Source organism: Roseovarius sp. B08 (assembly GCF_051417955.1).
Lineage (GTDB): Bacteria > Pseudomonadota > Alphaproteobacteria > Rhodobacterales > Rhodobacteraceae > Roseovarius.
The window spans coordinates 2723714-2745310 of sequence record NZ_JBPRLW010000001.1 but is presented as its reverse complement, the minus strand read 5'-3'; the positions used below and the strand labels follow the sequence as shown (position 1 = coordinate 2745310).

Below are 21597 nucleotides of genomic sequence, written 5' to 3'. Positions count from 1 at the left end.
CATGTCTGTTCGTGGCCCGGGACAATCCCGGGGCTCGGACATAGGTCGCAGCGACATGAGGAACGGTTCAAACCGGGCGCTAGAAATTCTTAACGACCTGATTATGCGTGTTTTTCAGCCGAAATCAGACAAGGCGTGAGGTTTCCACGGCGGCCCGGATGAAATCCGCGAAGAGGGGATGCGGCTTGAACGGCTTTGACTTCAGTTCGGGATGGAACTGAACGCCGATGAACCATGGGTGGCCTTCCCATTCGACGATCTCGGGCAGGCGGCCGTCGGGCGACATGCCGGAAAAAGTCAGGCCGCATTCCTCGAGCTTCTTGCGGTACTCGATATCCACCTCGTAGCGGTGGCGGTGACGCTCGTCGATCGCGGTGCCGCCATAGACCTCGGCCACCTTGGAACCTTCCTTGAGCACGGCATCGTAGGCACCCAGACGCATGGTGCCGCCCTTGTCGTCGGTCACCTTGCGCTTGACCTTCTCGTTGCCCTGCACCCATTCCTTGAGGTGGTAGACCACGGGCGTGAAACGCTTCTTGCCGGCCTCGTGGTCGAACTCTTCCGATCCGGCGTCCTTGAGGCCCGCCTTGTTGCGGGCGGCCTCTATCACCGCCATCTGCATCCCCAGGCAGATGCCCAAGTAGGGGATCTTGCGCTCGCGGGCGAATTGCGCGGCCTTGATCTTGCCCTCGGTGCCCCGCTCTCCGAACCCGCCGGGTACGAGGATGGCGTGGTAGCCTTCCAGATGGGGGGCGGCATCCTCGCGGTCGAAGATCTCGGCATCGACCCATTCGACATTTACCTTCACCCGGTTGGCCATGCCGCCATGCGTGAGCGCCTCCTTGATCGACTTGTATGCATCCTCGAGTTGCGTGTACTTGCCGACGATGGCGACGTTGACCGTGCCATCGGTGTTGTGGATGCGGTCCACCACGTCCTTCCAGGTGGTCAGGTCGGGGCGCGGGGCGGGCGAGATATCGAACGCGTCCAGCACCGCCTGGTCAAGCCCTTCATGATGATAAGCAAGCGGCGCCTCATAAATCGAATTGAGATCGTAAGCCGCGACGACGGCTTCTTTCCGGACGTTGCAGAAGAGCGCGATCTTCTCGCGCTCTTTCTCCGGAATCGGCTGTTCGGACCGGCAGACAAGGATGTCGGGCGCGATCCCGATGGATTGCAGTTCCTTGACGCTGTGCTGGGTCGGCTTGGTCTTCAACTCGCCGCTGGCCGCCAGATAGGGCAAAAGTGTCAGGTGCATGAAGATGCATTGTCCGCGCGGGCGGTCATGGCTGAACTGGCGGATCGCTTCGAAGAAGGGCAGACCCTCGATGTCGCCCACCGTGCCGCCGATCTCGCACAGCATGAAATCGACCTCGTCATCCCCGATGCCGATGAAATCCTTGATCTCGTTGGTGACATGCGGAACCACCTGGATCGTCTTGCCGAGGTAGTCGCCCCGGCGTTCACGCTCCAGCACGTTGGAATAGATGCGGCCCGAACTGACCGAATCCGTCATCCGAGCGGGGACGCCGGTGAAGCGTTCGTAGTGGCCAAGGTCAAGGTCGGTCTCGGCGCCGTCATCGGTGACGAAGACCTCGCCATGCTCGAAAGGCGACATCGTGCCGGGGTCGACGTTAAGGTAGGGATCGAGCTTGCGCAGACGCACCGAAAAGCCGCGCGCCTGCAAAAGCGCACCCAATGCCGCAGAGGCAAGACCCTTGCCGAGGGACGAAACCACACCGCCGGTAATGAAAATATAACGTGCCATGGGCTGGCAATCCCCCGTGATTGCGGCGTTTATCGCCAGTTAAATGCGGTCGAATCGAAGCCTTCGGCACCGCATCACCACGGGACTCGAGCCATATAGGATTCGGACGAAACGCGCAATATGCTGTGACGCGCTGATGCGCGCCCGCAAGCCTTAGTGGTGTTTCTGGGTCAGTCCGCGGTGGGTGTCAGCGGTGCATCGTCGCCCGCCGACGGCGGCAGCAGACCGTCGCCCGTGCTGTCGAGTGCCGGATCGCTTTCCTCGGCCGCGGGCCTGTCGTCGGTGATGCGGTCCAGAACCGAAGAGCCGCCGGCATTCTGCGCCGCGATGATCGTCAGGGTCAGCGTCGTGGCAAAGATAGACAGGCCCAGCACCCATGTCAGCTTGCCAAGCGCCGTGGTGCTGGACCGCCCGGTGGACACGTTGCCGCCACCGCCGCCCATGCCCAGGCCGCCACCTTCGGAGCGCTGCAAAAGCACGACACCGATCAGCGCGAGCGCCAAGAGCAGGTGAACAAGCAGGATGACATTTTCCATAAGACGTGGTCCCTCGGGTTCGGATGGGCGGTATCTAAGCAATTCGGGCGTCCCCCGCAACCCGCCGTTTCAGCAGTTTGCGCGAGTCTCGCCTCTGTGGCCGGGGAACGTAGTGACCGAGCCCTACTCGTCCACGTCATCCATGTCGGACTGTCCCGACAGGCGCCGCCGGACATGGCTCCAGCTGAGGCCGATCCCGAGGACCAGTGACAGCGCGACAAGGCCCAACCACAGGTTTTGCGTCGGGTTGTCGAGATTCAGCAGGCCGAAATCCACCAGCACCCAGCCGAGCGCCGCCGCTATGGCCAGGATCAGCCCCATTCCGAACGCCCCGATCGAGCGCAGCGTGGCCCGCAGGTAGATGATGTAGCCGACCAAAAGCAGCAGCGCGAAAAGCACGGTCAGCGGCATCTGCGCGTCCCAATTGTTTTGCGCCCAGACGATGAAATTGTACCGTGTCGGGTTGAATGTCGCGGCCAACAGGACGAAGGCCAATGCCCACCTGACGATAAATCCGGTCATTCGCGATCTCCTGCCATGCGTCGGTAAAGATGTGCCTGCCGGGGGCGGGTCTGTCCAGACCGGGTGTGAAATTCCGGTTTCGCACGCTTGGCGGTGTGGGTATACGGGCGCGGGGTTCAACCACCGCCTGAGAGGTTTCCATGGCAAATGTCGTCGTTGTCGGCGCCCAGTGGGGCGACGAGGGTAAAGGCAAGATCGTTGACTGGCTGAGCGAGCGCGCGGACGTCATCGCGCGGTTTCAAGGCGGGCACAATGCGGGCCACACGCTGGTGATCGACGGCAAGGTCTACAAGCTGAACGCGCTGCCCTCGGGCGTCGTGCGGGGCGGTAAGCTGAGTGTCATCGGCAACGGCGTGGTGCTTGACCCGTGGCACCTGCTCAAGGAAATCGACTCGATCCGCGAGCAGGGGGTCGAGATCAGCCCCGAGACGCTGATGATCGCCGAGAACACGCCGCTGATCCTGCCGATCCACGGCGAACTGGACCGCGCCCGAGAGGAAGCGGCCAGCAAGGGTACCAAGATCGGCACCACCGGCCGCGGCATCGGCCCGGCCTACGAGGACAAGGTCGGCCGCCGCTCGGTCCGCGTGGCGGACCTGGCCGACGACGCGACGCTGGAGGCGCGGGTGGACCGCGCGTTGCAGCACCACGATCCGCTGCGGAAGGGCCTGGGGATAGAGCCGGTGGACCGCGACGCGCTGGTGGCTCAGCTCAAGTCCATCGCGCAGGAGCTTCTGCCTTATGCCGCACCGGTCTGGAAGGTGCTGAACGATCAGCGCAAGGCGGGCAAGCGCATCCTGTTCGAGGGCGCCCAGGGTGCGCTGCTGGATATCGACTTCGGCACGTATCCCTTTGTGACGTCCTCGAACGTCATCGCGGGGCAGGCCGCTACGGGCGTCGGCATGGGGCCGGGGGCGATCGATTACGTGCTCGGCATCGTCAAAGCCTACACCACCCGCGTCGGCGAGGGACCCTTCCCCACCGAATTGCAGGACGCGGACGGTCAGCGGCTGGGGGAGCGCGGGCACGAGTTCGGCACCGTGACGGGCCGCCAGCGGCGCTGTGGCTGGTTCGATGCGGCGCTGGTGCGCCAGACCTGTGCGACGTCGGGCGTGACAGGGATCTCGCTGACCAAGCTCGATGTGCTGGACGGGTTCGACACGTTGAAGATCTGCGTCGGCTACGAGTTGGACGGCAAGCAGCTGGATTACCTGCCTACGGCAACCGACCAGCAATGGCGCTGCAAGCCCATCTACGAGGAAATGCAGGGCTGGTCCGAGACCACCGAAGGCGCGCGCAGCTGGGCAGACCTGCCCGCCAACGCGATCAAGTACGTGCGTCGGGTCGAGGAGTTGATTCAGTGCCCGGTCGCGCTACTCTCCACGTCGCCCGAGCGGGAGGACACGATCCTTGTGACCGACCCCTTTGCGGACTGAGACCGACAAAGCTTTAGAGAACTGCATGGCCCTGAGTTACAAAGCCCGCCGCCGCTGGTCGCTGGTGATCCTGTTGATCGCACTGCCGCTTTACATCGTGGTGGCAGTCAACCTGACGGACTGGCTGCGGGCGCGGTATGACGTCGGCATCCTGGCCGAACTGGTGATTTTCATCGTGCTGGGCGTCGCGTGGATCCTGCCTCTGAAGCCGGTCTTTCGCGGCGTGGGTCAGCCGGACCCGGACCGCACGGATCAGTCCTAGAACAGATGGCCTGACTTCTCGGCCTTGGTGGCGAGGTAGCGGCGGTTGTGTTCGGTCTCGCCCACCTTCAGCGGCACCCGCTCGACCACGTCAATGCCGCAGTTTCGCATCATCTCTATCTTGGCGGGGTTGTTGGTCAGCAGACGCACCGCGCCGAACCCCATGCTACGCAGGATATCGGCGCCGATGCGGAAGTCGCGCTCGTCATCCTCGAATCCCAACCGGTGATTGGCCTCGACCGTATCGAACCCCTGATCCTGAAGCGCGTAGGCCCGCATCTTGTTGGCAAGGCCAATGCCGCGCCCCTCCTGGTTGAGGTAGAGCAGAACCCCTGCGCCTTCCGCCCCCATCTGCGCAAGGGCCGCCCGAAGCTGCGGGCCGCAATCGCATTTCAGACTGCCCAGAAGGTCGCCGGTGAAGCACGCGGAATGCAGGCGTGACAGCACGGCAGCGCCGCGCGGCGGGCTGCCGATCTCGATGGCGTAATGCTCTTCGCCGCCGTCCTCGGGCCGCCAGATGTGCAGGCGCCCGGCCTCGGACACTTCAAGCGGCAGGCGGGCGCTGACGACCTTGTGCATCGGGCTCGCCTCTTTCAGATGCGCGGTGATGTCGGCCACGTTGAGGGCGGTCAGGCTCGCATCCAGCGCCTCCGCCGGGATCGCCATGACGAGCGCGGCGGGCAGAAGGCGGGCCGACTTCACCAGCATCAGCGCGGCGCGGTGGGTGTCGGCCTTGCCCTCGCGGGCAGAGGTCAGCGGGCCCTTCATCGGGGTGCGCAGGTCATCCGCCGGGTCCGCCACGGCCTGTACCCAGGACAGGGGTGACTCTTTGGGGATAACGATACGCGCAAGATCACCGTCATAGGCGCGGGCCTTCAAGGTCGCGGCGCGACGCGCCGAGATGGCCAGGTGCAGGTCCAGGCCTGTCGATTGCAAAGCGGCAAGGCGGGCGGGATCGCAGGTTTCGGCTGCCGCGACGATGGCGAGCGCGTTCCCGTCGCGCAGCACCACCGGCACGCCCATGCGAAGGTCGGCGCGGGACCGCGCAAGAAGCTCTGTCTTGTCGGGGCCAAGCTGCATGGCGCGGAATCCCTTGTCGGTGACACTGTTCTGCCAGCCTGACCTACAGAGTTTTGGAACGAAATGAAACATTTGACGGCTTCGCAACACTAGCCCGTGATTACGGTGTCACAGACCTTGTCCGCTGCGTCGGGCTGGCACAAGTAGCAGCCAGTAAAACAGGGAGACTGCGATGGCTCAACTGAAGAAAATTCTGCTCGTGGACGATGACGACGACCTGCGTGAGGCCCTCAGCGAGCAACTGGTGATGACCGAAGACTTCGACGTCCTCGAGGCCGCGAACGGGGCGGAAGCCATGGCACATGCCAAGGAAGGTATATACGACCTGGTGATCCTGGATGTCGGTTTGCCCGATACCGACGGCCGCGAGCTTTGCCGGTTGATGCGCAAGCAGGGTGTCAAGGCGCCCATCGTGATGCTGACCGGCCATGACGGCGACGCCGACACGATCCTGGGTCTCGACGCGGGCGCCAACGATTACATCACCAAGCCGTTCAAGTTTCCCGTCCTTCTGGCCCGCCTCCGGGCGCAATTGCGCCAGCATGAGCAATCCGAGGATGCGATCTTTCAGCTTGGACCATACACGTTCAAGCCGGCGATGAAGATGCTGATCACCGAGCAGGATCGGAAGATCCGCCTGACGGAAAAGGAAACCAACATCCTGAAATTCCTCTACCGTTCGCCCGAGGGGGTCGTGGCCCGCGACGTGCTTTTACACGAGGTCTGGGGTTACAACGCCGGTGTCACGACGCACACGCTGGAGACGCATATCTACCGCCTGCGACAAAAAATTGAACCGGATCCCTCCAACGCGCGTTTGTTGGTGACAGAGTCGGGAGGCTATCGCCTGTTGGCTTGATCCGGAGCAAGGCCGCGTGCCGAGCCGTCCGAAAGAGATATGACTTACCCGCCGCATACGGGCCTAAATCTATGCACCTCCCTGTTGGACTGACCCCGGCCTTGGCCGGGGTCTTTTTTGTGGAAGCTATCCGTCCGGGTCGTCGACATACGGCAGTGTTGCCTGGAAATCGCCAACCATCGTCACGGAGCCTTCGTCTTCGGCCTCAGCGCTCATTCCGGCGTCCTCGGGTGACAATATGGCCGTGAAGTCGCCCGAAATCACAAGCCGCTCACCGGCGACCGTCAAGGCCGAGAGAGTAATGTCGGTATCAGCGGGCATTGCCTTCAGAGTGCCGTTTTCCGTTGTTTGAGTGAGAATGACCGAAAGCTCTTGCGCTTCGGCCTCGGCGCCGAGCCCGTCGGTCTTGAACGAAAGCGTGAGGCCGGGATTGCGTGACAGCACCTCGGGTGCCTCGTGCGCGACAAGTCGGATCGAGACGCCATCGTTCTCACGCTTCCAATGGCTGCCACCGTCCTGGTCTGGCTCGACGACCTGCCAACTGCGGGTTTGTGCGTCGAGCATGGCACTGACGGTGCCGCTGGCGTATTGGGCGAATGCGGGCTGTGTCACGAGCAAGAACGGGATAAGCAGGGCGAGCAGACGTTTCATAAAACCTCCAGATATAGGAACGACATCTTGCCGTTGAAACGCGTAGACGGTGCGGGCGTTCCGGTTCGCAAGCTCTGGACCTCTTGGATCGCCTTTTCTAGGGTGCCGAGACGTTGAACGAGGACCGCCGACCAATGCCTTTCACACTTGCAACCTGGAACATCAACTCGGTCCGCCTGCGCGAGCCGATCGTCCTGAAACTGTTACAGGAGGAGGCGCCGGATATTTTGTGCCTGCAGGAGTGCAAATCACCCGTCGAGAAAATCCCGCTGGAGGGGTTCGCGGCGCTTGGCTATCCCTACGTGATCGCGCGGGGGCAGAAAGGATACAACGGCGTTGCGATCCTGTCGAAGCTGCCGATCAGGGATGTGGGCGACCGGGACTTCGCGGCGCTGGGTCATGCCAGGCACGTGGCTGGAGAGCTTGAGAACGGGGTGGTCATCCACAACTTCTATGTGCCGGCCGGCGGCGATGTGCCGGACCGCGAGGTGAACCTCAAGTTCGGGCAGAAGCTGGATTACCTGACCGAGATGCGCGACTGGTTCCGCGATGACAGGCCTAAGAAATCCGTTCTTGTCGGCGATCTCAACATCGCCCCGCGCGAGGACGACGTGTGGAGCCACAAGCAGCTTCTTAAAGTGGTCAGCCACACACCGGTCGAGGTGGAGCATCTCAACAACGCGCTTGAGGCCGGCAAATGGACCGACGTTACCCGTGCCGACATTCCCCAGGGCCAGCTTTACAGCTGGTGGTCCTACCGTGCGCGGGATTGGGACGCGGCCGACAAGGGACGGCGGCTGGATCATATATGGGCCAGCGACGATATCAGGTCCGCGGCGCATTCCAGCCGGATTCTCAGGCCTGCAAGAGGTTGGGAGAAGCCGTCGGACCACGCGCCGGTCTTTGCAACCTTCGATCTGTAGCGGGGCGAAAATCAGGGTATTTTTGTGGCGGAACCTTCTTGAAAGTTCTGGTGCGCGCGTGGTGGAAGGGGGAGTCGCTCTGGCCATAATGCTGCGCGTTTCCAATAGCTTGTTCGGTCGGGTATGGAAATCCGGACCTGTGATTTCCTCGCGTTACACCAAACATGAGATCGTGGGGAAGCGGAATAGGGACATCTCATGCGCAAACTGTCCAGACGCGCGGTGCTTTTCGGGGGCGGGGCCCTGGTGGGCGGTGCTCTGACGTCCCGCCTGGGTGCGGACCTGCCGGGGTACGAGGGCGTGTCGTGGACGAGGCCCAAAGGTGCTGTGGGCACGCTGAACGACGCGAGCGGGCTGAGCGAGACGCCGGTGCACAGGCACCTCGTGATCGAGCGAGGGTGGGGCGATGCGCTGGTCGAGGCGACCCGCGCCGAGATCAAAGAGGCGCGGGCCGGGGGACGGCCGGTCAATGTGGGTGCAGCGCGACATTCGATGGGCGGGCAGGCCATTCCGCGCGAAGGTCACGCGGTGACCTATCAGGGCGGGTTCGTGGAGCCGGACAGCGAGAACGGCACATACAGGGTGCAGGCGGGGACGCGCTGGTCGGAGGTGATCACAGCGCTGGACCAGATTGGGTTCGGCCCCAAGGTGATGCAATCCAACAATGACTTCGGCGTCGCGGCGACCTTCTGCGTCAACGCCCATGGCTGGCCGGTCAGGCTGGGGCCGATGGGGGCAACGGTGCGCAGCTTTGACATGGTCTTGCCCGATGGGGAACTGGTGACCTGTTCGCGCAAGCAAAACGCGGAACTGTTCGGGCAGACGATGGGAGGCTATGGCCTGACCGGGGCGATCACCGAGATGGTGGTGGAGATGGCGCCGAACCGGCGGCTGGTGCCGCAGTTCGATGAGATGCGGGCGGAGGAATTCGGCGCGCGTTTCGTCGAAGCATTGGACGACGAAACCGTCAACATGGCCTATGGGCGGCTGAACGTCGAGCGGGCGTCGTTCTTCGACAAGGCGCTGATGATCACCTATCGGACGGCAGAGGATCAGGACGCGCTGGAGCCTGCGGGAGGGTCGAACATGGCGGCGCATGTGGCGGCTCGGGTCTATCGCTGGCAGTTGGGGAACGAGCCGTTCAAGTCGCTGCGCTGGTGGTTCGAGAGCGAACTGGGCCCGGCGCTGGGCGGCGGGGCGGTGACGCGCAACGCGTTGATGAACGAGCCGGTCATCACGCTCGATGACCGCGACCCGAACCGCACGGATATCTTGCATGAATACTTCGTGGCGCCGGAACGGTTTGCTGAATTCGTGGCGTTGTGCCGCGAGATCATCCCGGCCTCCTACCAGGAGTTTCTGAACGTCACGCTGCGCTTTGTCGATCGGGACCCGGTGAGCGTGCTGGCCTATGCGCCGGTCCCAAGGATCGCCGCCGTGATGTCCTTCAGCCAGGAAATGACGGCGCGGGCCGAGGCGGACATGGCGCGGATGACGCGCGCGCTGATCGACGGGGTGACGGGGATTGGCGGCACCTATTACCTGCCCTACCGGCCCCATGCCACGCCGGCGCAGATGGTGCGGGCCTATCCGCGGGCGGCGGAGTTCGCGGCCGCGAAACGGGCGCTGGACCCGGAGCTGACATTCCGCAACAACCTTTGGGACACATATCTGGGTGCGCTATGACATTGCTTCGTAAAATCTGTTTCTTCTACACGGCGGCGCTGCTGGCAGCGGCCTCTATCAATTACATTCCGGGGCTGACCGATGAGGACGGTCTGGCCTTCGGGATCTTCGCGCTGGATCCGTTCGACGATGCGTTGCACCTGGTGTCAGCGCTCTGGGCGCTGGCGGCGGGGATGATCAGCCACCGGGCGGCGAAAATATTCCTGGTTATTTTCGGTGCGCTGTACCTGGCCGACGGGATCTTCGGGATATTCACAGCTTATGGCTTTCTTGATTTCGGAATCCTTACCAGCCCGTCCCAGGGTTTTTCGCTGTCGGTGCCGCGCATCCTGGCCAACCTGCCGCATATCGGGCTGGGGGGCTTTGCGCTCTTTGCCGGAACCGTGCTGGACCGGGGGGCGCGCGCTTGATGCGGCGTCTGATGAAATGGCTGCTGCGGCTTGGGCTGGTGGTGATCGTGCTGGTCGCGGGGCTGGTGTCGCCGGTGGTTTACAACGAGTTGGCCTGTATCCCCGCGGCCAAGCCCGAGACCTATACGCCCCTTTTGCCGCCCGAGCACCGGCGCGACGAGTCGCGCACGCTGATGACCTATCCGGAATGGCATATCGTGCATGCCTATGACGATTATGCGCAGGTGATCAGCGCGGGCGATCCGCACGAGTTCGGCTATATGCAGGCGATCGGCGGGTTCTGGTCGAGCCTGTGTGCGCTGAGCCACGAGAGCGCGGAGCATGGCGGGTTCACGTCCGAGAGCAAGCAGACGATTTACGTGATCGGGGTGAGCTTCACCGCCGAACTGCTGGCCAAGGCGGCGTATGAGGAAACATTGGGGCGGCTGGCCGCGTGGTGGCGTGGACCGGAGCGTGCGCCGCTGGATGATCTGTCGGCGGACCAGGCGCGGGCCTATGCGAAGTTTTTGCAGCAGGTGCCTTGGTATAGATGGGATTTCCAGGGTGATCGCGAAGACCTTGCCACCAATGCGACCGACAGTCTGCGCGACCGCGAGCGGCGCCTGGCGCTTGGGTTGGAGTACGGTGCCAAAGCGGCCTACGCGAAAGCGATCGAGGGGGCCGTGGCGCAGGTGGGCGCGGACGCGTTGACCCTGCGGATGATCGTGACGGACATCAGCGAGGACGCGTTGCGGGCCATGGGCACGGTCGAGGTGATCGGGCCGGTGGAGGGCGGTATCGAGATCGAGACGCCGCGCTATCGCGAACTGACCGTCATCCTGCAGCAGATGGCCGAGGCCGGCGCGGAGTTCGTCGAGATCGCGGGCAATGACCAGATCATGTTCACCGCGCTGTCGCAGGCCGAGGAGGTGGCCGGGGCGATCCATTCCTTCGCGCGGCAGGGGTACGGCGATTCGCGGCATTTGGTGATCGTTAACGTGACCGACCTGGCCGAGAGATTGCGGCAGATGGAGGATGCGACGGGCGTGGAGCGGCTGCGGCTGGAACATATCCATGACTATTAGGCGCTGGGCGCTGGCGTTGGCCTGCGTGGTGGCGGGCTGGGTCGGGACGCTGATGCTGGTGATGGTGGCCACGGACGCGGCGCCGGGGGCTATAGTGCTGTTTCCAAAACAGAACTTCGTCACCAACCTGCCCGATGGCTCGGCGGTGGTTGGCGGTGGCAAAGCCTGGGTGGCGGTGCGCGGAGAGGGCCCTGGACTTGGGCTGGCGCTCTACCGGGCCGGGGGACGGGTGGTATTGCCGGCAGGGCTGCCGGGATGTCTGCCGCTGCCGGAGGGGCAGCGTTAACCGATTCGACGGCCCGGAAGGCAACGTCGGTATTGCGTCGGTATCTAAGTGGTATCACGTCAGTGCCGTTTTTCGTTCTCTGGCAGGCGTCGGTTCGTTACCCCGCGACGCGGTGCGGTAACGGTGTTGGCGGCGGCGCCCCTTGCAACACGGGTCCGCGTGGGCCATTTAGACGGCAATTGACACGCCCACGCGATGCGGAGGATCCGATGCTTGAACTTGGTGGCCAGACCCAACCCCAGACCGACCTGATCAAGGACGTCTCGGAGGCGGACTTCATGACCGAGGTCGTCGAGGCCTCGCAGACCGTGCCGGTGATCGTGGATTTCTGGGCGCCGTGGTGCGGCCCGTGCAAGACGCTGGGCCCGCAGCTGGAGGCGGCGGTCACCAAGGCCAAGGGCGCGGTGAAGATGGCCAAGGTCAATGTGGACGAGAACCAGATGATCGCGCAGCAGCTGCGGGTGCAGTCGATCCCGATGGTCTATGCGTTCTGGCAGGGCCAGCCGATCGACGGGTTCCAGGGCGCGGTGCCGGGATCGGAGATCGACGCGTTCGTGAGCCGCGTGGTGCAGGCCGCCGGCGGCGAGGCGGGAGATTCTGGTCTGGAAGAGGCGATTGCGGCGGCGCAGGAGATGCTGGACCAGGGGGCTGCGACCGATGCCGCCCAGACCTTTGCGGCGATCCTGCAGGAGGACGACAAGAACGCGGCCGCCTATGCCGGCCTGGTGTCGAGCCATATCGCGATGGACGATCTGGACCAGGCCGAGGCGATCCTGAACGGCGCGCCGGCGGAGATTTCCAAGGCGCCGGAACTGGAGGCGGCGGCGGCGCAGTTGGCGCTGGCGCGGCAGGCCGCGGATGCGGGCCCGGTCAGCGAATTGCGCGCAAAGGTCGAGGCCGACCCGAACGACCACCAGGCGCGGTTCGACCTGGCGCAGGCGCTGCACGCGTCGGGCCAGACGCAGGAGGCGGTGGACGAACTGTTGGAGCTTTTCCGGCGCGACCGGGAGTGGAATGACGCGGCGGCGAAGACGCAGCTTTTCACCATTTTCGACGCGCTGAAACCAAGCGATCCGGTGGCGCAGGCGGGGCGGCGCAAATTGAGCTCGATGATATTTGCCTGATGCCGCCCGCGGGCTAGGTCACCCGACATGATATTACAGGGTGATCTGCCGGAGATAATTCCGGTCTTTCCGTTGCCGGGGGCGCTGCTGTTGCCGCGCTCGCGACTACCGTTGCACCTGTTCGAGCCGCGTTACCTGGCGATGCTGGACGATGCCCTGAAGACGCCGCATCGCCTGATCGGGATGGTGCAGCCGGACACCGGCGCGCGGGCGGGAGAGCACGGCCTGCACCGGATCGGCTGCGCGGGGAGGGTGACCCAGTTCTCCGAGACCGAGGACGGGCGTTACATGATCACGCTGTCGGGCGTGTCGCGGTACCGTGTGAATTCGGAGGTCGAAGGCTTCACCCCCTATCGCCGGGCGCATGTGACATGGGACGGGTTCGCGCAGGATCTTGCCCCGATCGACAGCGATCCGGACTTTGACCGACCGTCCTTCATGCAGTTGCTGTCGCGCTATTTCGATGCGCGGGAGTTGTCGACCGACTGGGAGGCGCTGAAGGAGGCGGAGGATGAATTGCTGATCAATTCGCTGTCTATGCTGCTGGGGTTCGAGCCGGAGGACAAGCAGGCGCTGCTGGAGGCGCCGAGCCTGTCGACGCGCCGCGAGACTTTGGTCACGCTGATCGAGTACGATCTGCGCGGCGGGGATGACAGGGAGATGATGCAATGAGCGATGCGGACATGACTGCGCCGGAGTTCGACCGGCACATGCTGGAGGCGCTGATCTGCCCGCAGACGCATTCGGTGCTGGAATACGATAGCGAAGCGCAGGAGCTGGTGAGCCGCAACGCCGGGCTGGCCTTTCCGATCCGGTCGGGGATTCCGATCCTGCTGATCGACGAGGCGCGCAGACTGGACTAGCGGGGTGCGCGCGCGGCGCGCACGCTGGTTGTCTCGGCGTCGGCCGGGGGCCGCCGCCTCGGGGCTGGTTCAGGCGCGACGCTGCATCCGGCTGGTGCGCCGGGCGCAGGCGTCGGAGCCTCCGGCGGGGATATTTATGGCCAGAAGAAGAGGGGGGCGAGCCATGACGACGCCCGTCTTTTCATTGCTGGAACCACTCACAATCCGAACGGTTCGGTGTGCGGTGTCATTTGCCGTGTCGCGACCGGCTGGCCATCACGTCGCGGCCCAACGTGAGGGTGTAGGCCTCGAGCCGGTGCAGCGCGGTGTCGGCGGCGGCGGCATCCTGAGCCTCGAGCGCGTCGGCGAGGGCGGTGTGCAGGCCGACGATTTCGCCGCGCGAGCGGGCGGTGAAGGTGATCATGTTCATCAGCGGCTGCATGGCCTCGACCGCGCCGGCCAGTTGGTAGCTGAGCACGGGGTTGCCCGCGGCGTCGACGAAGGCGCGGTGCAGGGTGACGTCGGAGGCGCAGAAGGCTTCGTCCGACAGGTCCGGCTGCGACTGGCGTGCGATCTCGGCGCGCATGGTGGCGAGGCACTCGGCGGTGCGGCGCCGGGCTGCGAGGGGCGCGCAGGCGCGTTCGAGGGCGTAGCGGGCCTCGCAGGAGGTCTCGAAGCTGACAGCGTTCATCGACAGAAGCAGCGTGGAGGTGGTGATCTGCTGGCTGTAGGCGCCCTCGTAGCTGAGGCGGTTGACGAAGGCGCCGCCGAAGGCGCCGCGCTGGGTGCGGATCAGCGATTGCGCGGCCAGGCGTTTGAGGGCTTCGCGCACGGTGGAACGGGAGACGCCGAATTGCTCGGCCAGTTCCGCCTCGGACGGCAGGCGTTCGCCGGTGATCATCCGGCCCTCGACGATGGCGTCGCGGATCGCCTCGGCGATCTGGGCCGAGAGGTCCTGGCGCGGTGTGGCGGGGCTGGCGGTTTTCATTTGTCAGACCTTTAATTGTCTGACATTCATAAGGGCAATCGTGACTCGAACCAAGGGTGTTCTTCGGCATGTCGGCTCTTTCCCTGCGCACCGTGGCCTGGCTGGCGTTTTTCGCGGCGATCCTGGCGGCATGGGTGGTGATGTACCTGATGGCGACGGGGATGGACCTGGACCTGATCGGGCGGCCCGGGCCGATGGGGGAGAAGATGCGGGAGATGCGGCCCGGCATGGAGATGGGCATGGGCGGCGGCATGGCGATGGACCGGTTCGGGCCGCTGTTCGCCATGTGGGCGATCATGATGGCGGCGATGATGCTGCCGACCATGGTGCCGACGCTGCGCTGTTACGATGACCTTATCCGCAGCGCCGATGGCACGACCGCCGGGTGGCTGGGCGTGCTGGCGGGGTATTCCGTCGCCTGGGTCGGCTTCGCCGCCATGATCGCTTGGGTGCAGGTGGCGCTGCTCTATGGCGGGGTGATCGACATGCTTGGGATCGCGAAGTCGTCCTTGATTGCGGGCGGGCTGCTGATCGTCGTCGGGGCGTTCCAGTTCACGCGGGCCAAGGAGGTGTGTCACGGGGTCTGTCACAGCCCGATGACCTATTTCCTGGGGCATTGGCGCACCGGCTTTGGCGGGGGCGTGCGCATGGGGCTGGGGCTGGGCGCGTTCTGCGTGGGCTGCTGCTGGGGCTTCATGGCGCTGGGCTTCGTGGGCGGCGTGATGAGCCTGCTTTGGATGGGCCTGGCGACGCTTTTCATGGTATTGGAGAAACTGCCGCAGATCGGGCACCGGGTGATCCGGCCGATGGGTGTGGCGCTGATCGCGGGCGGGGTGGCGGTTCTGGCCGCGCCGCTGGTAAATGGAGGATAGAGCATGGCTTTGACACGCCGGAAGGACGCCGACAAGCTGCCGGTGTCGCAGCGGATCGACAACCGGATGGCGAACCCCAAGCGGCGCAGGATGACGCCGACCGAGTGGGCCATCAAGGGCGAGCTGTTCCTGAACTGCTCTTGCACGGTGTTCTGCCCCTGCGTCGTGAGCCTTGGGGCGCATCCGCCCACGGAAGGGCATTGTCATGCGTGGATGGCGATCGCGATCGACGAGGGGCATTACGAGGGCGAGGATCTGTCGGGCCTGAACGTGGGCCTGCTGGTGGATATCCCCGGGCGCATGGGCGAGGGCAACTGGAAGGTGGCAGCCTATGTGGACGAGCGCGCCTCTGGCCGCGCCTATAACGGGATCCTGCAGATCTTCAGCGGGGCGGCGGGGGGCACGACGGGCCTCTTCACCATGCTGGTGAGCGAGATCATCGGGGCGGAACGCGAGAAGGTCGAGATCGTGCGCGACGGCAAGAAACGCGGGCTTTATATCGGGCGCAAGATCCAGGGCGAGATCGAGATGCTGGACGGGGCGAGCCCGGATCATCCGGTGATGGTGACGAACTCGAAATACTGGATGGGGCCGGACATCATCGCCGCAAGGGGCACCAAGAGCCGGGTGCGGGATTACGGCCGGGTCTGGGATTTCGGCGGCATGTCGGCGGAGGTGTGTCCGATCGACTGGAAAGGGCCGAAGTAGGGGCGCCGGCGATGATCACTCCCGAATATTGCCGCAGGATGGCGCGGTACAATGCGTGGCAGAACCGGCAGCTGACCGAGGCGCTGGACGCACAGCCGCTGGAGGTGCTGACCGAGGATCGTGGCGCGTTTTTCGGTTCGATCCTGGGGACGCTGAACCATCTGCTGTGGGGTGACCGGATGTGGATGGCGCGGTTCGATCCGTCGGTCCAGGCGCCGAAGGTCGGCGTGAAGCAGAGCGTGGAGATGCATCCGACGCTGGGGGCGTGGAGCGCGGAGCGGTATCACGTGGACGGCAAGATCGGCCATTGGGCCAATTCGTTGCGCGCGATGGACCTGACCGGCGAGTTGCGGTGGTATTCCGGCACGCTGGGGCGGGACATGGTGACGCCGCGCGCCTTGTGCGTCACGCATATGTTCAACCACCAGACCCATCACCGCGGACAGGTGCACGCGATGATGACCGCCGCCGGGCTGGAGGCGCCGGTGAGCGACCTGTTCCTGATGCCCGGGGAGGGCTGAGCCGATGCTGGCCTTTGTCCTGGCGCTGGTGGTGATCGTGGCCGTCGCCCTGAGCCTGGGGCGGGGGCGCATGGGCGGTCGTTTGGGCGGGCCGGGGAAAAAGCCCGCCAAGCGGGCGTGCAAGTGGAGCGAGACCGGCAACAGCAATGGCCGGTTCGTCGAGTATCGCTGTGCGGCCTGCGGGGTGTCGGCCTTTTCCGCCACCGGTGCTGCGCCGGCGATCTGCAAGAGCAACCTGAAGGGGTCTGCCTGATGCCGATGATTTCCCTGTCGCGCCGGTTGCGGCGAACGCCTTTTTCCGACGGGGTCGAGGCCGCCGGGGTCAAGGGCTACACGGTCTACAACCACATGCTTTTGCCGACGGTGTTCCGCTCGGTCGAGGAGGATTATCGCCATCTGAAGGACGCGGTGCAGGTCTGGGATGTGGCCTGCGAGCGGCAGGTGGAGCTGCGCGGCCCGGATGCGGGGAGGCTGATGCAGATGTTGACGCCGCGCGATCTGCGGGGGATGACGGCGGGGCAGTGTTACTACGTGCCCATCGTCGACGAGACGGGGGGCATGCTGAACGACCCGGTGTCGGTGAAGCTGGCCGAGGATCGCTGGTGGATTTCGATTGCCGACAGTGACCTGCTTTACTGGGTGAAGGCCACGGCGCATGGCTGGCGGCTGGACGTGCTGGTGGATGAGCCGGACGTGTCGCCCCTGGCGGTGCAGGGGCCGAAGGCGGAAGAGCTGATGGCGCGGGTCTTTGGCGACGGGGTGCGCGATGTCCGGTTCTTCCGCTTCGGCGTGTTCGATTTCCAGGGGCGGGACATGGTGATCGCGCGGTCGGGCTATTCCAAGCAGGGCGGCTTCGAGATTTATGTCGAGGGCGAGGATATCGGAATGCCGCTGTGGAATGCGCTGATGGAGGCGGGCAAGGATCTGGATGTACGTGCGGGCTGTCCGAACCTGATCGAGCGGGTGGAAAGCGGTCTGCTGAGCTATGGCAACGACATGACCGACGACAACACGCCGCATGAATGCGGGCTGGGGCGGTTTTGCAACACGCAGAGCGCCATCGGCTGTATCGGGCGCGATGCGCTTTTGCGGGTGTCGAAGGAAGGCCCGGTGCAGAAGATCTGCGCCATCGCCATCGACGGCCCGAAAGTGCCGCCCTGTGACCGGTGGTGGCCGGTGACGGCGAATGGCAAGCGGGTGGGGCGGGTGAGTTCCGCCGCGTGGAGCCCGGATTTCAACATTAACGTGGCCATCGGCATGGTGCGGATGACCCATTGGGACGCGGGCACCGAGGTGCAGGTGGAGGCGCCGGATCAGGTCCGGCGCGGGGTGGTGCGGGAAGGTTTCTGGAACTGATGCCCGCTTGGGACAGGAAAGCGAGGGGCCAGCCCCTCGCGCTCCCCGGGATATTTTGGGCCAGAGGAAAAGCAGGGGCGGCGTTGGTGCGGCCGCGCACATACTTGGAACGATGAAAGCGGGGGAGCCTCGCTCAGCAAGACAGGAGACTGGACATGTTCAACGCATTGGTTGTCGAGAAGGACGAAGAGAGCGGCAAGACCTCGGCGGAGGTGAAGCAGATCGGGATGGACGACCTGCCCGAGGGCGAGGTGACGGTCGCGGTCGAGTATTCGACGGTGAACTACAAGGACGGGCTGTGCATCGGGCCGGGCGGCGGTTTGGTGCGGAAATATCCGCACGTGCCGGGGATCGATTTTGCCGGGACGGTCGAAGCGAGCGACGATGACCGGTACAAGCCCGGCGACAGGGTGGTGCTGACCGGCTGGCGCGTGGGCGAGGCGCATTGGGGCGGTTATGCCCAGAAGGCGCGCGTGAAGGCCGACTGGCTGGTGCCGCTGCCCGAGGGGCTGGATACGCGTCAGGCGATGGCGGTGGGGACCGCCGGGTTCACCGCGATGCTGGCGGTGATGGCGCTGGAGGACCAGGGGCTGGGCAAGGGCCCGGTGCTGGTCACCGGGGCGGCCGGTGGCGTGGGCAGCGTGGCGACGGCGATCCTCGCCAAGTTGGGGCACGAGGTGGCGGCCGTCACCGGGCGGCCGGAGCAGGAGGGCTATCTGAAGAGCCTTGGGGCCAGCCGGATCGTGCCGCGCGAGGAGCTGACCGAAGTGACCAAGAAGCCGCTGGAGGCGGAGGCCTGGGGCGGCTGCATTGATGCGGTCGCGGGCGCCATGCTGGGCCGGGTGTTGAAGCAGATGGAGTATGGCAGTTCGGTCGCGGCTATCGGCCTTGCGGGCGGGGCGGCGATCGAGGGGGCGTTGATCACGCCGTTCATCCTGCGCGGTGTGAACCTCTTGGGCATAGACTCGGTCATGCAGCCTTATGACAACCGGCTGCGCGCGTGGGAGCGGATCGCCAGGGACCTGCCGATGGACAAGCTGGACGAGATGGTGCAGCCCGCGACCCTGTCGGACCTGCCGGGGCTGGGGCGCGACATCCTGAAAGGCCAGGTGAAGGGCCGTGTTGTCGTCGATGTCAACGCGTGATGGCCTGACCATAAGGCTGGTGCGCGACGGCGATGCCGACGCGCTCTGGCCGATCCTGCGCGAGGTGGTGCGCGCGGGCGACACCTATGCCATCGAGCCGGACCTGTCGCAGAGCCGGCTGATGGAATATTGGTGCGAGGCCCCGCGCGCGACCTACGTGGCGGAACTGGATGGCCAGATCCTGGGGACCTATTACATCAAGACCAACCAGGCGGGCGGAGGCAGTCACGTGTGCAATTGCGGCTACATCACGGCCCCGGCGGCGCGGGGGCGGGGTGTGGCGCGGGCGATGTGCGAGCATAGCCAGGACGTGGCACGCGCCCTGGGCTACGAGGCGATGCAGTTCAATTTCGTCGTGACGAGCAATGTGGGGGCCATCGCGCTGTGGACAAAGCTCGGCTTCGAGCCGGTGGGGCGGTTGCCGAAGGCGTTTCGGCATCCCAGGCAGGGGCTGGTGGATGCGCTGGTGATGTTCAAGTGGCTGGGGGCTGAGGTGGCGTGCTCTCTGCGTGCTCCGTCGAGAGGCGGCGGTTGACGATGAAGTGCTATTTGCTTGAAGCAAATTACGGCACGCCGGATTTCCTGGATTACGTGTTCGCGCGTGCACCGGACTATGGTGAGCGGATCCACTATGACGATTATGAAGACGAGTGGGTTCCCGGCCGCGACATGAAATACGAGCATGGCGGGCCGTTGTCGTATGGTGCCACGGTCAAGGGTGGCAGGTTTACCGACAAGACCCGTGCGGAGTTTCAGAAGATCTGGTGCGTGAGCAGGCCCAAGGCAGAGCGGACATTCGATGTCATCAAGCCGTTCGGTGAAAGCCTCAAGGCCATCCCTTTGTTTTCAGAGCGTCTCAAGGACGTGATCGAGGCTGTCGATCCTGCCTTGTTCGAGTTCGTGCGCATGGAGCGCACCTGGGATGATGTCCGCAAGACGCCGATCGCGGGTGGGCCGTTTTTCTAGCCAATCTTCTGGCGCGCCGGGATTGCTGGGATCAGGACCGCACGCGGATCGTGCCTCGGGAGCGTGGCGACGGCAGCTATTTCAACACGATTTCGGGATCCGGGCGCGCGGTGCTGCGGTCGCGTGTGGGAGATGCGCTGATCTGGCGTGATACCCTGGCCAAAACCGTCGTCTGCACCGATGCGTTCAAGGGGATGGCAGAGACCGTTGGCTGTAAAGGATGGCGGTTTGATGAAATCACCGTGACGGACGACAGGTAGGGCGGCTTTAGGGAATCCGCGACGGGGCGTTGTCGCGCGACGGTATGGACGCAGGCGGGTCGACCGTGGAGGCGCGTGGGTTTTCACCCACCCTACGGGACATGTTTGGGAGTAGGGTGGGCGAGAGCCCACGCGTCGGGCGCGAGGAGGCGGGGCCCGGTGGGCGTGCGCGGGTTTCACCCATGCGTACGATGGCGCTCCACTCCGGGAAATCATGGGAATGGATGCAAGGTGGTCCTCGGGACCTCACGGATTCCTCGGCGGAATCGTGCGAATCGTTGCTGATCATGGTATGGAACTCGCGTGGGATTCGTTGAAAAAGTCGGCGATGCATCCCAGATCTCGAGAAATTGGATAAAAATATTGGGAAAGCGTGGGAAAACTACATTGAGCTTCTCCGCTACCATATTTTGTGTTCAGTATTCTGCAGTGCGCTAGGTGCTGCGTCAAAATGGCTTCAGATGGCACAGGATGTTGATCGGGAGGGGACCTGAAATCAACATTATGTAGCTCAATGCGCAAATTTTTCGTTGAGTTCCATGAAGTACCATGTCATACCTTTAACCACGATGAGGACGGACACAGGGGCACACAACGACCCCGAAAAACAACAAAGACCAGAGCAGGTTTCATACAGGTACCCGCTTCATCAGAACGAAGAGATCCGGCGCGCGGGCGAGCAGACATCCCCCCAGGTGGCGCGCGCAGCTGGACACCCCGCGAGAGCGGGACGAGGGCGGCGGATTGGGCAGTGGCAGCAGCTCAATCCGCCGTTTCGTGTTTCGGGCGGCACTTTTGAAACGCGGGGGAACGAGGGACGGGCCGGACAGTGGTTCTGAGCTTCAGAGGCGAGTTCAACCAGAAGGTTGACGGCAAGGGTCGGATGTCGATCCCTGCCGATTTTCGCGCTGTGCTGGCCGATGGCGATCCGCGCTGCCCCGAAGTCCCGCTGCCGCGTGTCGTCGTGCTGCACGGGCCGCATCTGAAAAACTGTCTTCACGCCTACACGATCGATGCCATGGCCGAGATCGAGGAAGGCATCCGCAAGCTGCCGCGCGGGTCGGACGCGCGTAAACGCGCGAGCCGCATGATCCTGGGCAAGTCCTGGGACACGGAAGTGGACAAGGACGGGCGCATCGTGCTGCCCCAGCGGTTGCGTCTGCAGATCGGGCTGGAAGGCGAGGCGGTGATGGTCGCGATGGGCGATTATTTCGAGATATGGAACGCGGCGACCTATGATGAGGTCGAGGCGGCGGAGACCGCGGCCTTCCTGGAAGAGCAGGACGGCGATTTCGATCCGCTGACCCTGATAGATCCGCCCGGGGAGGAATGA

General features: G+C 64.3%; 27 protein-coding genes. 21 read left to right on the top strand and 6 right to left on the bottom strand.

Features of this window, described 5'->3' with window-relative positions:
• Window positions 1-124: 124 nt before the first annotated feature.
• The 3 genes from ACSQ76_RS13900 to ACSQ76_RS13890 form a co-directional block, all read right to left on the bottom strand.
• Window positions 125-1768, bottom strand: coding sequence for a CTP synthase (locus tag ACSQ76_RS13900; protein WP_306130676.1), 1644 nt, complete (start codon window positions 1766-1768; stop codon window positions 125-127).
• Between the two features lie 170 nt (window positions 1769-1938).
• Window positions 1939-2304, bottom strand: coding sequence for a preprotein translocase subunit SecG (secG, locus tag ACSQ76_RS13895; protein ID WP_306130675.1), 366 nt, complete (start codon window positions 2302-2304; stop codon window positions 1939-1941).
• A 123-nt stretch (window positions 2305-2427) separates the two neighbouring features.
• Window positions 2428-2826, bottom strand: coding sequence for a DUF6524 family protein (locus tag ACSQ76_RS13890; RefSeq protein WP_437157048.1), 399 nt, complete (start codon window positions 2824-2826; stop codon window positions 2428-2430).
• 140 nt (window positions 2827-2966) lie between these two features.
• Here ACSQ76_RS13890 and ACSQ76_RS13885 point away from each other — a divergent pair, with 140 nt between their 5' ends.
• Window positions 2967-4262 (top strand): adenylosuccinate synthase, encoded by a 1296-nt coding sequence (locus ACSQ76_RS13885; RefSeq protein WP_306130673.1) that lies wholly within the window; start codon window positions 2967-2969, stop codon window positions 4260-4262.
• Window positions 4263-4287: 25 nt separating this feature from the next.
• Window positions 4288-4524 (top strand): DUF2842 domain-containing protein, encoded by a 237-nt coding sequence (locus ACSQ76_RS13880; RefSeq protein WP_437157047.1) that lies wholly within the window; start codon window positions 4288-4290, stop codon window positions 4522-4524.
• Here the strand turns inward: ACSQ76_RS13880 and ribA are convergent.
• Window positions 4521-5603: a GTP cyclohydrolase II gene (ribA, locus tag ACSQ76_RS13875; protein WP_437157046.1), complete on the bottom strand. Its 1083-nt coding sequence runs from the start codon at window positions 5601-5603 to the stop codon at window positions 4521-4523. The two genes, ACSQ76_RS13880 and ribA, sit on opposite strands and share 4 nt — an antisense overlap.
• A 172-nt stretch (window positions 5604-5775) precedes the next feature.
• Here ribA and ACSQ76_RS13870 point away from each other — a divergent pair, with 172 nt between their 5' ends.
• Window positions 5776-6462, top strand: coding sequence for a response regulator transcription factor (locus ACSQ76_RS13870; protein WP_437157045.1), 687 nt, complete (start codon window positions 5776-5778; stop codon window positions 6460-6462).
• 126 nt (window positions 6463-6588) lie between these two features.
• Here the strand turns inward: ACSQ76_RS13870 and ACSQ76_RS13865 are convergent, their stop codons facing one another.
• Window positions 6589-7113, bottom strand: a complete 525-nt coding sequence (locus ACSQ76_RS13865; protein ID WP_437157044.1) for a hypothetical protein — start codon at window positions 7111-7113, stop codon at window positions 6589-6591.
• A gap of 134 nt (window positions 7114-7247) precedes the next feature.
• Between ACSQ76_RS13865 and ACSQ76_RS13860 the strand changes: the two genes are divergently transcribed.
• The 8 genes from ACSQ76_RS13860 to ACSQ76_RS13825 all read left to right on the top strand — a co-directional run bounded on the left by ACSQ76_RS13860 (window position 7248) and on the right by ACSQ76_RS13825 (window position 13469).
• On the top strand, window positions 7248-8036 hold the full coding sequence (locus tag ACSQ76_RS13860) for an exodeoxyribonuclease III (protein WP_437157043.1): 789 nt from the start codon (window positions 7248-7250) through the stop codon (window positions 8034-8036).
• Between the two features lie 198 nt (window positions 8037-8234).
• A complete protein-coding gene (locus tag ACSQ76_RS13855) occupies window positions 8235-9722 on the top strand; it encodes an FAD-binding oxidoreductase (protein ID WP_437157042.1) in 1488 nt (495 codons plus the stop codon).
• Window positions 9719-10132 carry a DUF4383 domain-containing protein gene (locus tag ACSQ76_RS13850; RefSeq protein WP_437157041.1) on the top strand — a complete coding sequence of 138 codons (414 nt, stop codon included), beginning with the start codon at window positions 9719-9721 and terminating at the stop codon, window positions 10130-10132. Before ACSQ76_RS13855 ends, ACSQ76_RS13850 begins: the two co-directional genes overlap by 4 nt.
• Before the next feature lie 11 nt (window positions 10133-10143).
• Window positions 10144-11196: a hypothetical protein gene (locus ACSQ76_RS13845; protein ID WP_437157040.1), complete on the top strand. Its 1053-nt coding sequence runs from the start codon at window positions 10144-10146 to the stop codon at window positions 11194-11196.
• Complete coding sequence (locus ACSQ76_RS13840) at window positions 11186-11482, top strand: hypothetical protein (protein ID WP_437157039.1); 297 nt, start codon at window positions 11186-11188, stop codon at window positions 11480-11482. Before ACSQ76_RS13845 ends, ACSQ76_RS13840 begins: the two co-directional genes overlap by 11 nt.
• Window positions 11483-11691: 209 nt before the next feature.
• Window positions 11692-12606 (top strand): thioredoxin family protein, encoded by a 915-nt coding sequence (locus ACSQ76_RS13835; RefSeq protein ID WP_306130663.1) that lies wholly within the window; start codon window positions 11692-11694, stop codon window positions 12604-12606.
• A gap of 27 nt (window positions 12607-12633) precedes the next feature.
• Window positions 12634-13278, top strand: a complete 645-nt coding sequence (locus ACSQ76_RS13830) for an LON peptidase substrate-binding domain-containing protein (protein ID WP_437157038.1) — start codon at window positions 12634-12636, stop codon at window positions 13276-13278.
• Window positions 13275-13469 carry a Trm112 family protein gene (locus ACSQ76_RS13825; protein WP_437157037.1) on the top strand — a complete coding sequence of 65 codons (195 nt, stop codon included), beginning with the start codon at window positions 13275-13277 and terminating at the stop codon, window positions 13467-13469. Before ACSQ76_RS13830 ends, ACSQ76_RS13825 begins: the two co-directional genes overlap by 4 nt.
• A gap of 226 nt (window positions 13470-13695) precedes the next feature.
• On the opposite strand, the gene ACSQ76_RS13820 is transcribed toward ACSQ76_RS13825, so the two are convergent.
• Window positions 13696-14436, bottom strand: a complete 741-nt coding sequence (locus tag ACSQ76_RS13820; RefSeq protein WP_437157036.1) for a FadR/GntR family transcriptional regulator — start codon at window positions 14434-14436, stop codon at window positions 13696-13698.
• Window positions 14437-14504: 68 nt separating this feature from the next.
• Between ACSQ76_RS13820 and ACSQ76_RS13815 the strand changes: the two genes are divergently transcribed.
• From ACSQ76_RS13815 to ACSQ76_RS13770, 10 genes are all read left to right on the top strand, one after another.
• Complete coding sequence (locus ACSQ76_RS13815) at window positions 14505-15308, top strand: DUF2182 domain-containing protein (RefSeq protein ID WP_437157035.1); 804 nt, start codon at window positions 14505-14507, stop codon at window positions 15306-15308.
• A 3-nt stretch (window positions 15309-15311) separates the two neighbouring features.
• Window positions 15312-16016: a DUF1326 domain-containing protein gene (locus tag ACSQ76_RS13810; RefSeq protein ID WP_437157034.1), complete on the top strand. Its 705-nt coding sequence runs from the start codon at window positions 15312-15314 to the stop codon at window positions 16014-16016.
• An 11-nt stretch (window positions 16017-16027) separates the two neighbouring features.
• The gene (locus ACSQ76_RS13805) at window positions 16028-16537 is read left to right on the top strand and encodes a DinB family protein (protein WP_437157033.1); all 510 of its coding nucleotides are present in this window, start codon (window positions 16028-16030) and stop codon (window positions 16535-16537) included.
• A 4-nt stretch (window positions 16538-16541) separates the two neighbouring features.
• Window positions 16542-16790, top strand: a complete 249-nt coding sequence (locus ACSQ76_RS13800) for a hypothetical protein (protein ID WP_437157032.1) — start codon at window positions 16542-16544, stop codon at window positions 16788-16790.
• The gene (locus ACSQ76_RS13795) at window positions 16790-17893 is read left to right on the top strand and encodes a dimethylsulfoniopropionate demethylase (protein ID WP_437157031.1); all 1104 of its coding nucleotides are present in this window, start codon (window positions 16790-16792) and stop codon (window positions 17891-17893) included. Before ACSQ76_RS13800 ends, ACSQ76_RS13795 begins: the two co-directional genes overlap by 1 nt.
• Window positions 17894-18048: 155 nt before the next feature.
• On the top strand, window positions 18049-19038 hold the full coding sequence (gene acuI / locus ACSQ76_RS13790; protein WP_437157030.1) for an acryloyl-CoA reductase: 990 nt from the start codon (window positions 18049-18051) through the stop codon (window positions 19036-19038).
• Entirely contained in the window at window positions 19025-19573 is a 549-nt protein-coding gene (locus ACSQ76_RS13785) for an N-acetyltransferase family protein (protein WP_437157029.1), read from the top strand. Before acuI ends, ACSQ76_RS13785 begins: the two co-directional genes overlap by 14 nt.
• Window positions 19574-19575: 2 nt before the next feature.
• On the top strand, window positions 19576-20004 hold the full coding sequence (locus tag ACSQ76_RS13780; RefSeq protein WP_437157028.1) for an imm11 family protein: 429 nt from the start codon (window positions 19576-19578) through the stop codon (window positions 20002-20004).
• A gap of 8 nt (window positions 20005-20012) precedes the next feature.
• Window positions 20013-20264 carry a hypothetical protein gene (locus ACSQ76_RS13775; protein WP_437158209.1) on the top strand — a complete coding sequence of 84 codons (252 nt, stop codon included), beginning with the start codon at window positions 20013-20015 and terminating at the stop codon, window positions 20262-20264.
• An 829-nt stretch (window positions 20265-21093) separates the two neighbouring features.
• Window positions 21094-21597 carry a division/cell wall cluster transcriptional repressor MraZ gene (locus ACSQ76_RS13770; RefSeq protein WP_437157027.1) on the top strand — a complete coding sequence of 168 codons (504 nt, stop codon included), beginning with the start codon at window positions 21094-21096 and terminating at the stop codon, window positions 21595-21597.

Bases quoted from the DNA above. Each gene is read 5' to 3' on its own strand.
- ACSQ76_RS13900 (WP_306130676.1), bottom strand. From the start codon at position 1,768: ATGGCACGTTATATTTTCATTACCGGCGGTGTGGTTTCGTCCCTCGGC.
- secG (WP_306130675.1), bottom strand. From the start codon at position 2,304: ATGGAAAATGTCATCCTGCTTGTTCACCTGCTCTTGGCGCTCGCGCTG.
- ACSQ76_RS13890 (WP_437157048.1), bottom strand. From the start codon at position 2,826: ATGACCGGATTTATCGTCAGGTGGGCATTGGCCTTCGTCCTGTTGGCC.
- ACSQ76_RS13885 (WP_306130673.1), top strand. From the start codon at position 2,967: ATGGCAAATGTCGTCGTTGTCGGCGCCCAGTGGGGCGACGAGGGTAAA.
- ACSQ76_RS13880 (WP_437157047.1), top strand. From the start codon at position 4,288: ATGGCCCTGAGTTACAAAGCCCGCCGCCGCTGGTCGCTGGTGATCCTG.
- ribA (WP_437157046.1), bottom strand. From the start codon at position 5,603: ATGCAGCTTGGCCCCGACAAGACAGAGCTTCTTGCGCGGTCCCGCGCC.
- ACSQ76_RS13870 (WP_437157045.1), top strand. From the start codon at position 5,776: ATGGCTCAACTGAAGAAAATTCTGCTCGTGGACGATGACGACGACCTG.
- ACSQ76_RS13865 (WP_437157044.1), bottom strand. From the start codon at position 7,113: ATGAAACGTCTGCTCGCCCTGCTTATCCCGTTCTTGCTCGTGACACAG.
- ACSQ76_RS13860 (WP_437157043.1), top strand. From the start codon at position 7,248: ATGCCTTTCACACTTGCAACCTGGAACATCAACTCGGTCCGCCTGCGC.
- ACSQ76_RS13855 (WP_437157042.1), top strand. From the start codon at position 8,235: ATGCGCAAACTGTCCAGACGCGCGGTGCTTTTCGGGGGCGGGGCCCTG.
- ACSQ76_RS13850 (WP_437157041.1), top strand. From the start codon at position 9,719: ATGACATTGCTTCGTAAAATCTGTTTCTTCTACACGGCGGCGCTGCTG.
- ACSQ76_RS13845 (WP_437157040.1), top strand. From the start codon at position 10,144: ATGAAATGGCTGCTGCGGCTTGGGCTGGTGGTGATCGTGCTGGTCGCG.
- ACSQ76_RS13840 (WP_437157039.1), top strand. From the start codon at position 11,186: ATGACTATTAGGCGCTGGGCGCTGGCGTTGGCCTGCGTGGTGGCGGGC.
- ACSQ76_RS13835 (WP_306130663.1), top strand. From the start codon at position 11,692: ATGCTTGAACTTGGTGGCCAGACCCAACCCCAGACCGACCTGATCAAG.
- ACSQ76_RS13830 (WP_437157038.1), top strand. From the start codon at position 12,634: ATGATATTACAGGGTGATCTGCCGGAGATAATTCCGGTCTTTCCGTTG.
- ACSQ76_RS13825 (WP_437157037.1), top strand. From the start codon at position 13,275: ATGAGCGATGCGGACATGACTGCGCCGGAGTTCGACCGGCACATGCTG.
- ACSQ76_RS13820 (WP_437157036.1), bottom strand. From the start codon at position 14,436: ATGAAAACCGCCAGCCCCGCCACACCGCGCCAGGACCTCTCGGCCCAG.
- ACSQ76_RS13815 (WP_437157035.1), top strand. From the start codon at position 14,505: ATGTCGGCTCTTTCCCTGCGCACCGTGGCCTGGCTGGCGTTTTTCGCG.
- ACSQ76_RS13810 (WP_437157034.1), top strand. From the start codon at position 15,312: ATGGCTTTGACACGCCGGAAGGACGCCGACAAGCTGCCGGTGTCGCAG.
- ACSQ76_RS13805 (WP_437157033.1), top strand. From the start codon at position 16,028: ATGATCACTCCCGAATATTGCCGCAGGATGGCGCGGTACAATGCGTGG.
- ACSQ76_RS13800 (WP_437157032.1), top strand. From the start codon at position 16,542: ATGCTGGCCTTTGTCCTGGCGCTGGTGGTGATCGTGGCCGTCGCCCTG.
- ACSQ76_RS13795 (WP_437157031.1), top strand. From the start codon at position 16,790: ATGCCGATGATTTCCCTGTCGCGCCGGTTGCGGCGAACGCCTTTTTCC.
- acuI (WP_437157030.1), top strand. From the start codon at position 18,049: ATGTTCAACGCATTGGTTGTCGAGAAGGACGAAGAGAGCGGCAAGACC.
- ACSQ76_RS13785 (WP_437157029.1), top strand. From the start codon at position 19,025: ATGTCAACGCGTGATGGCCTGACCATAAGGCTGGTGCGCGACGGCGAT.
- ACSQ76_RS13780 (WP_437157028.1), top strand. From the start codon at position 19,576: ATGAAGTGCTATTTGCTTGAAGCAAATTACGGCACGCCGGATTTCCTG.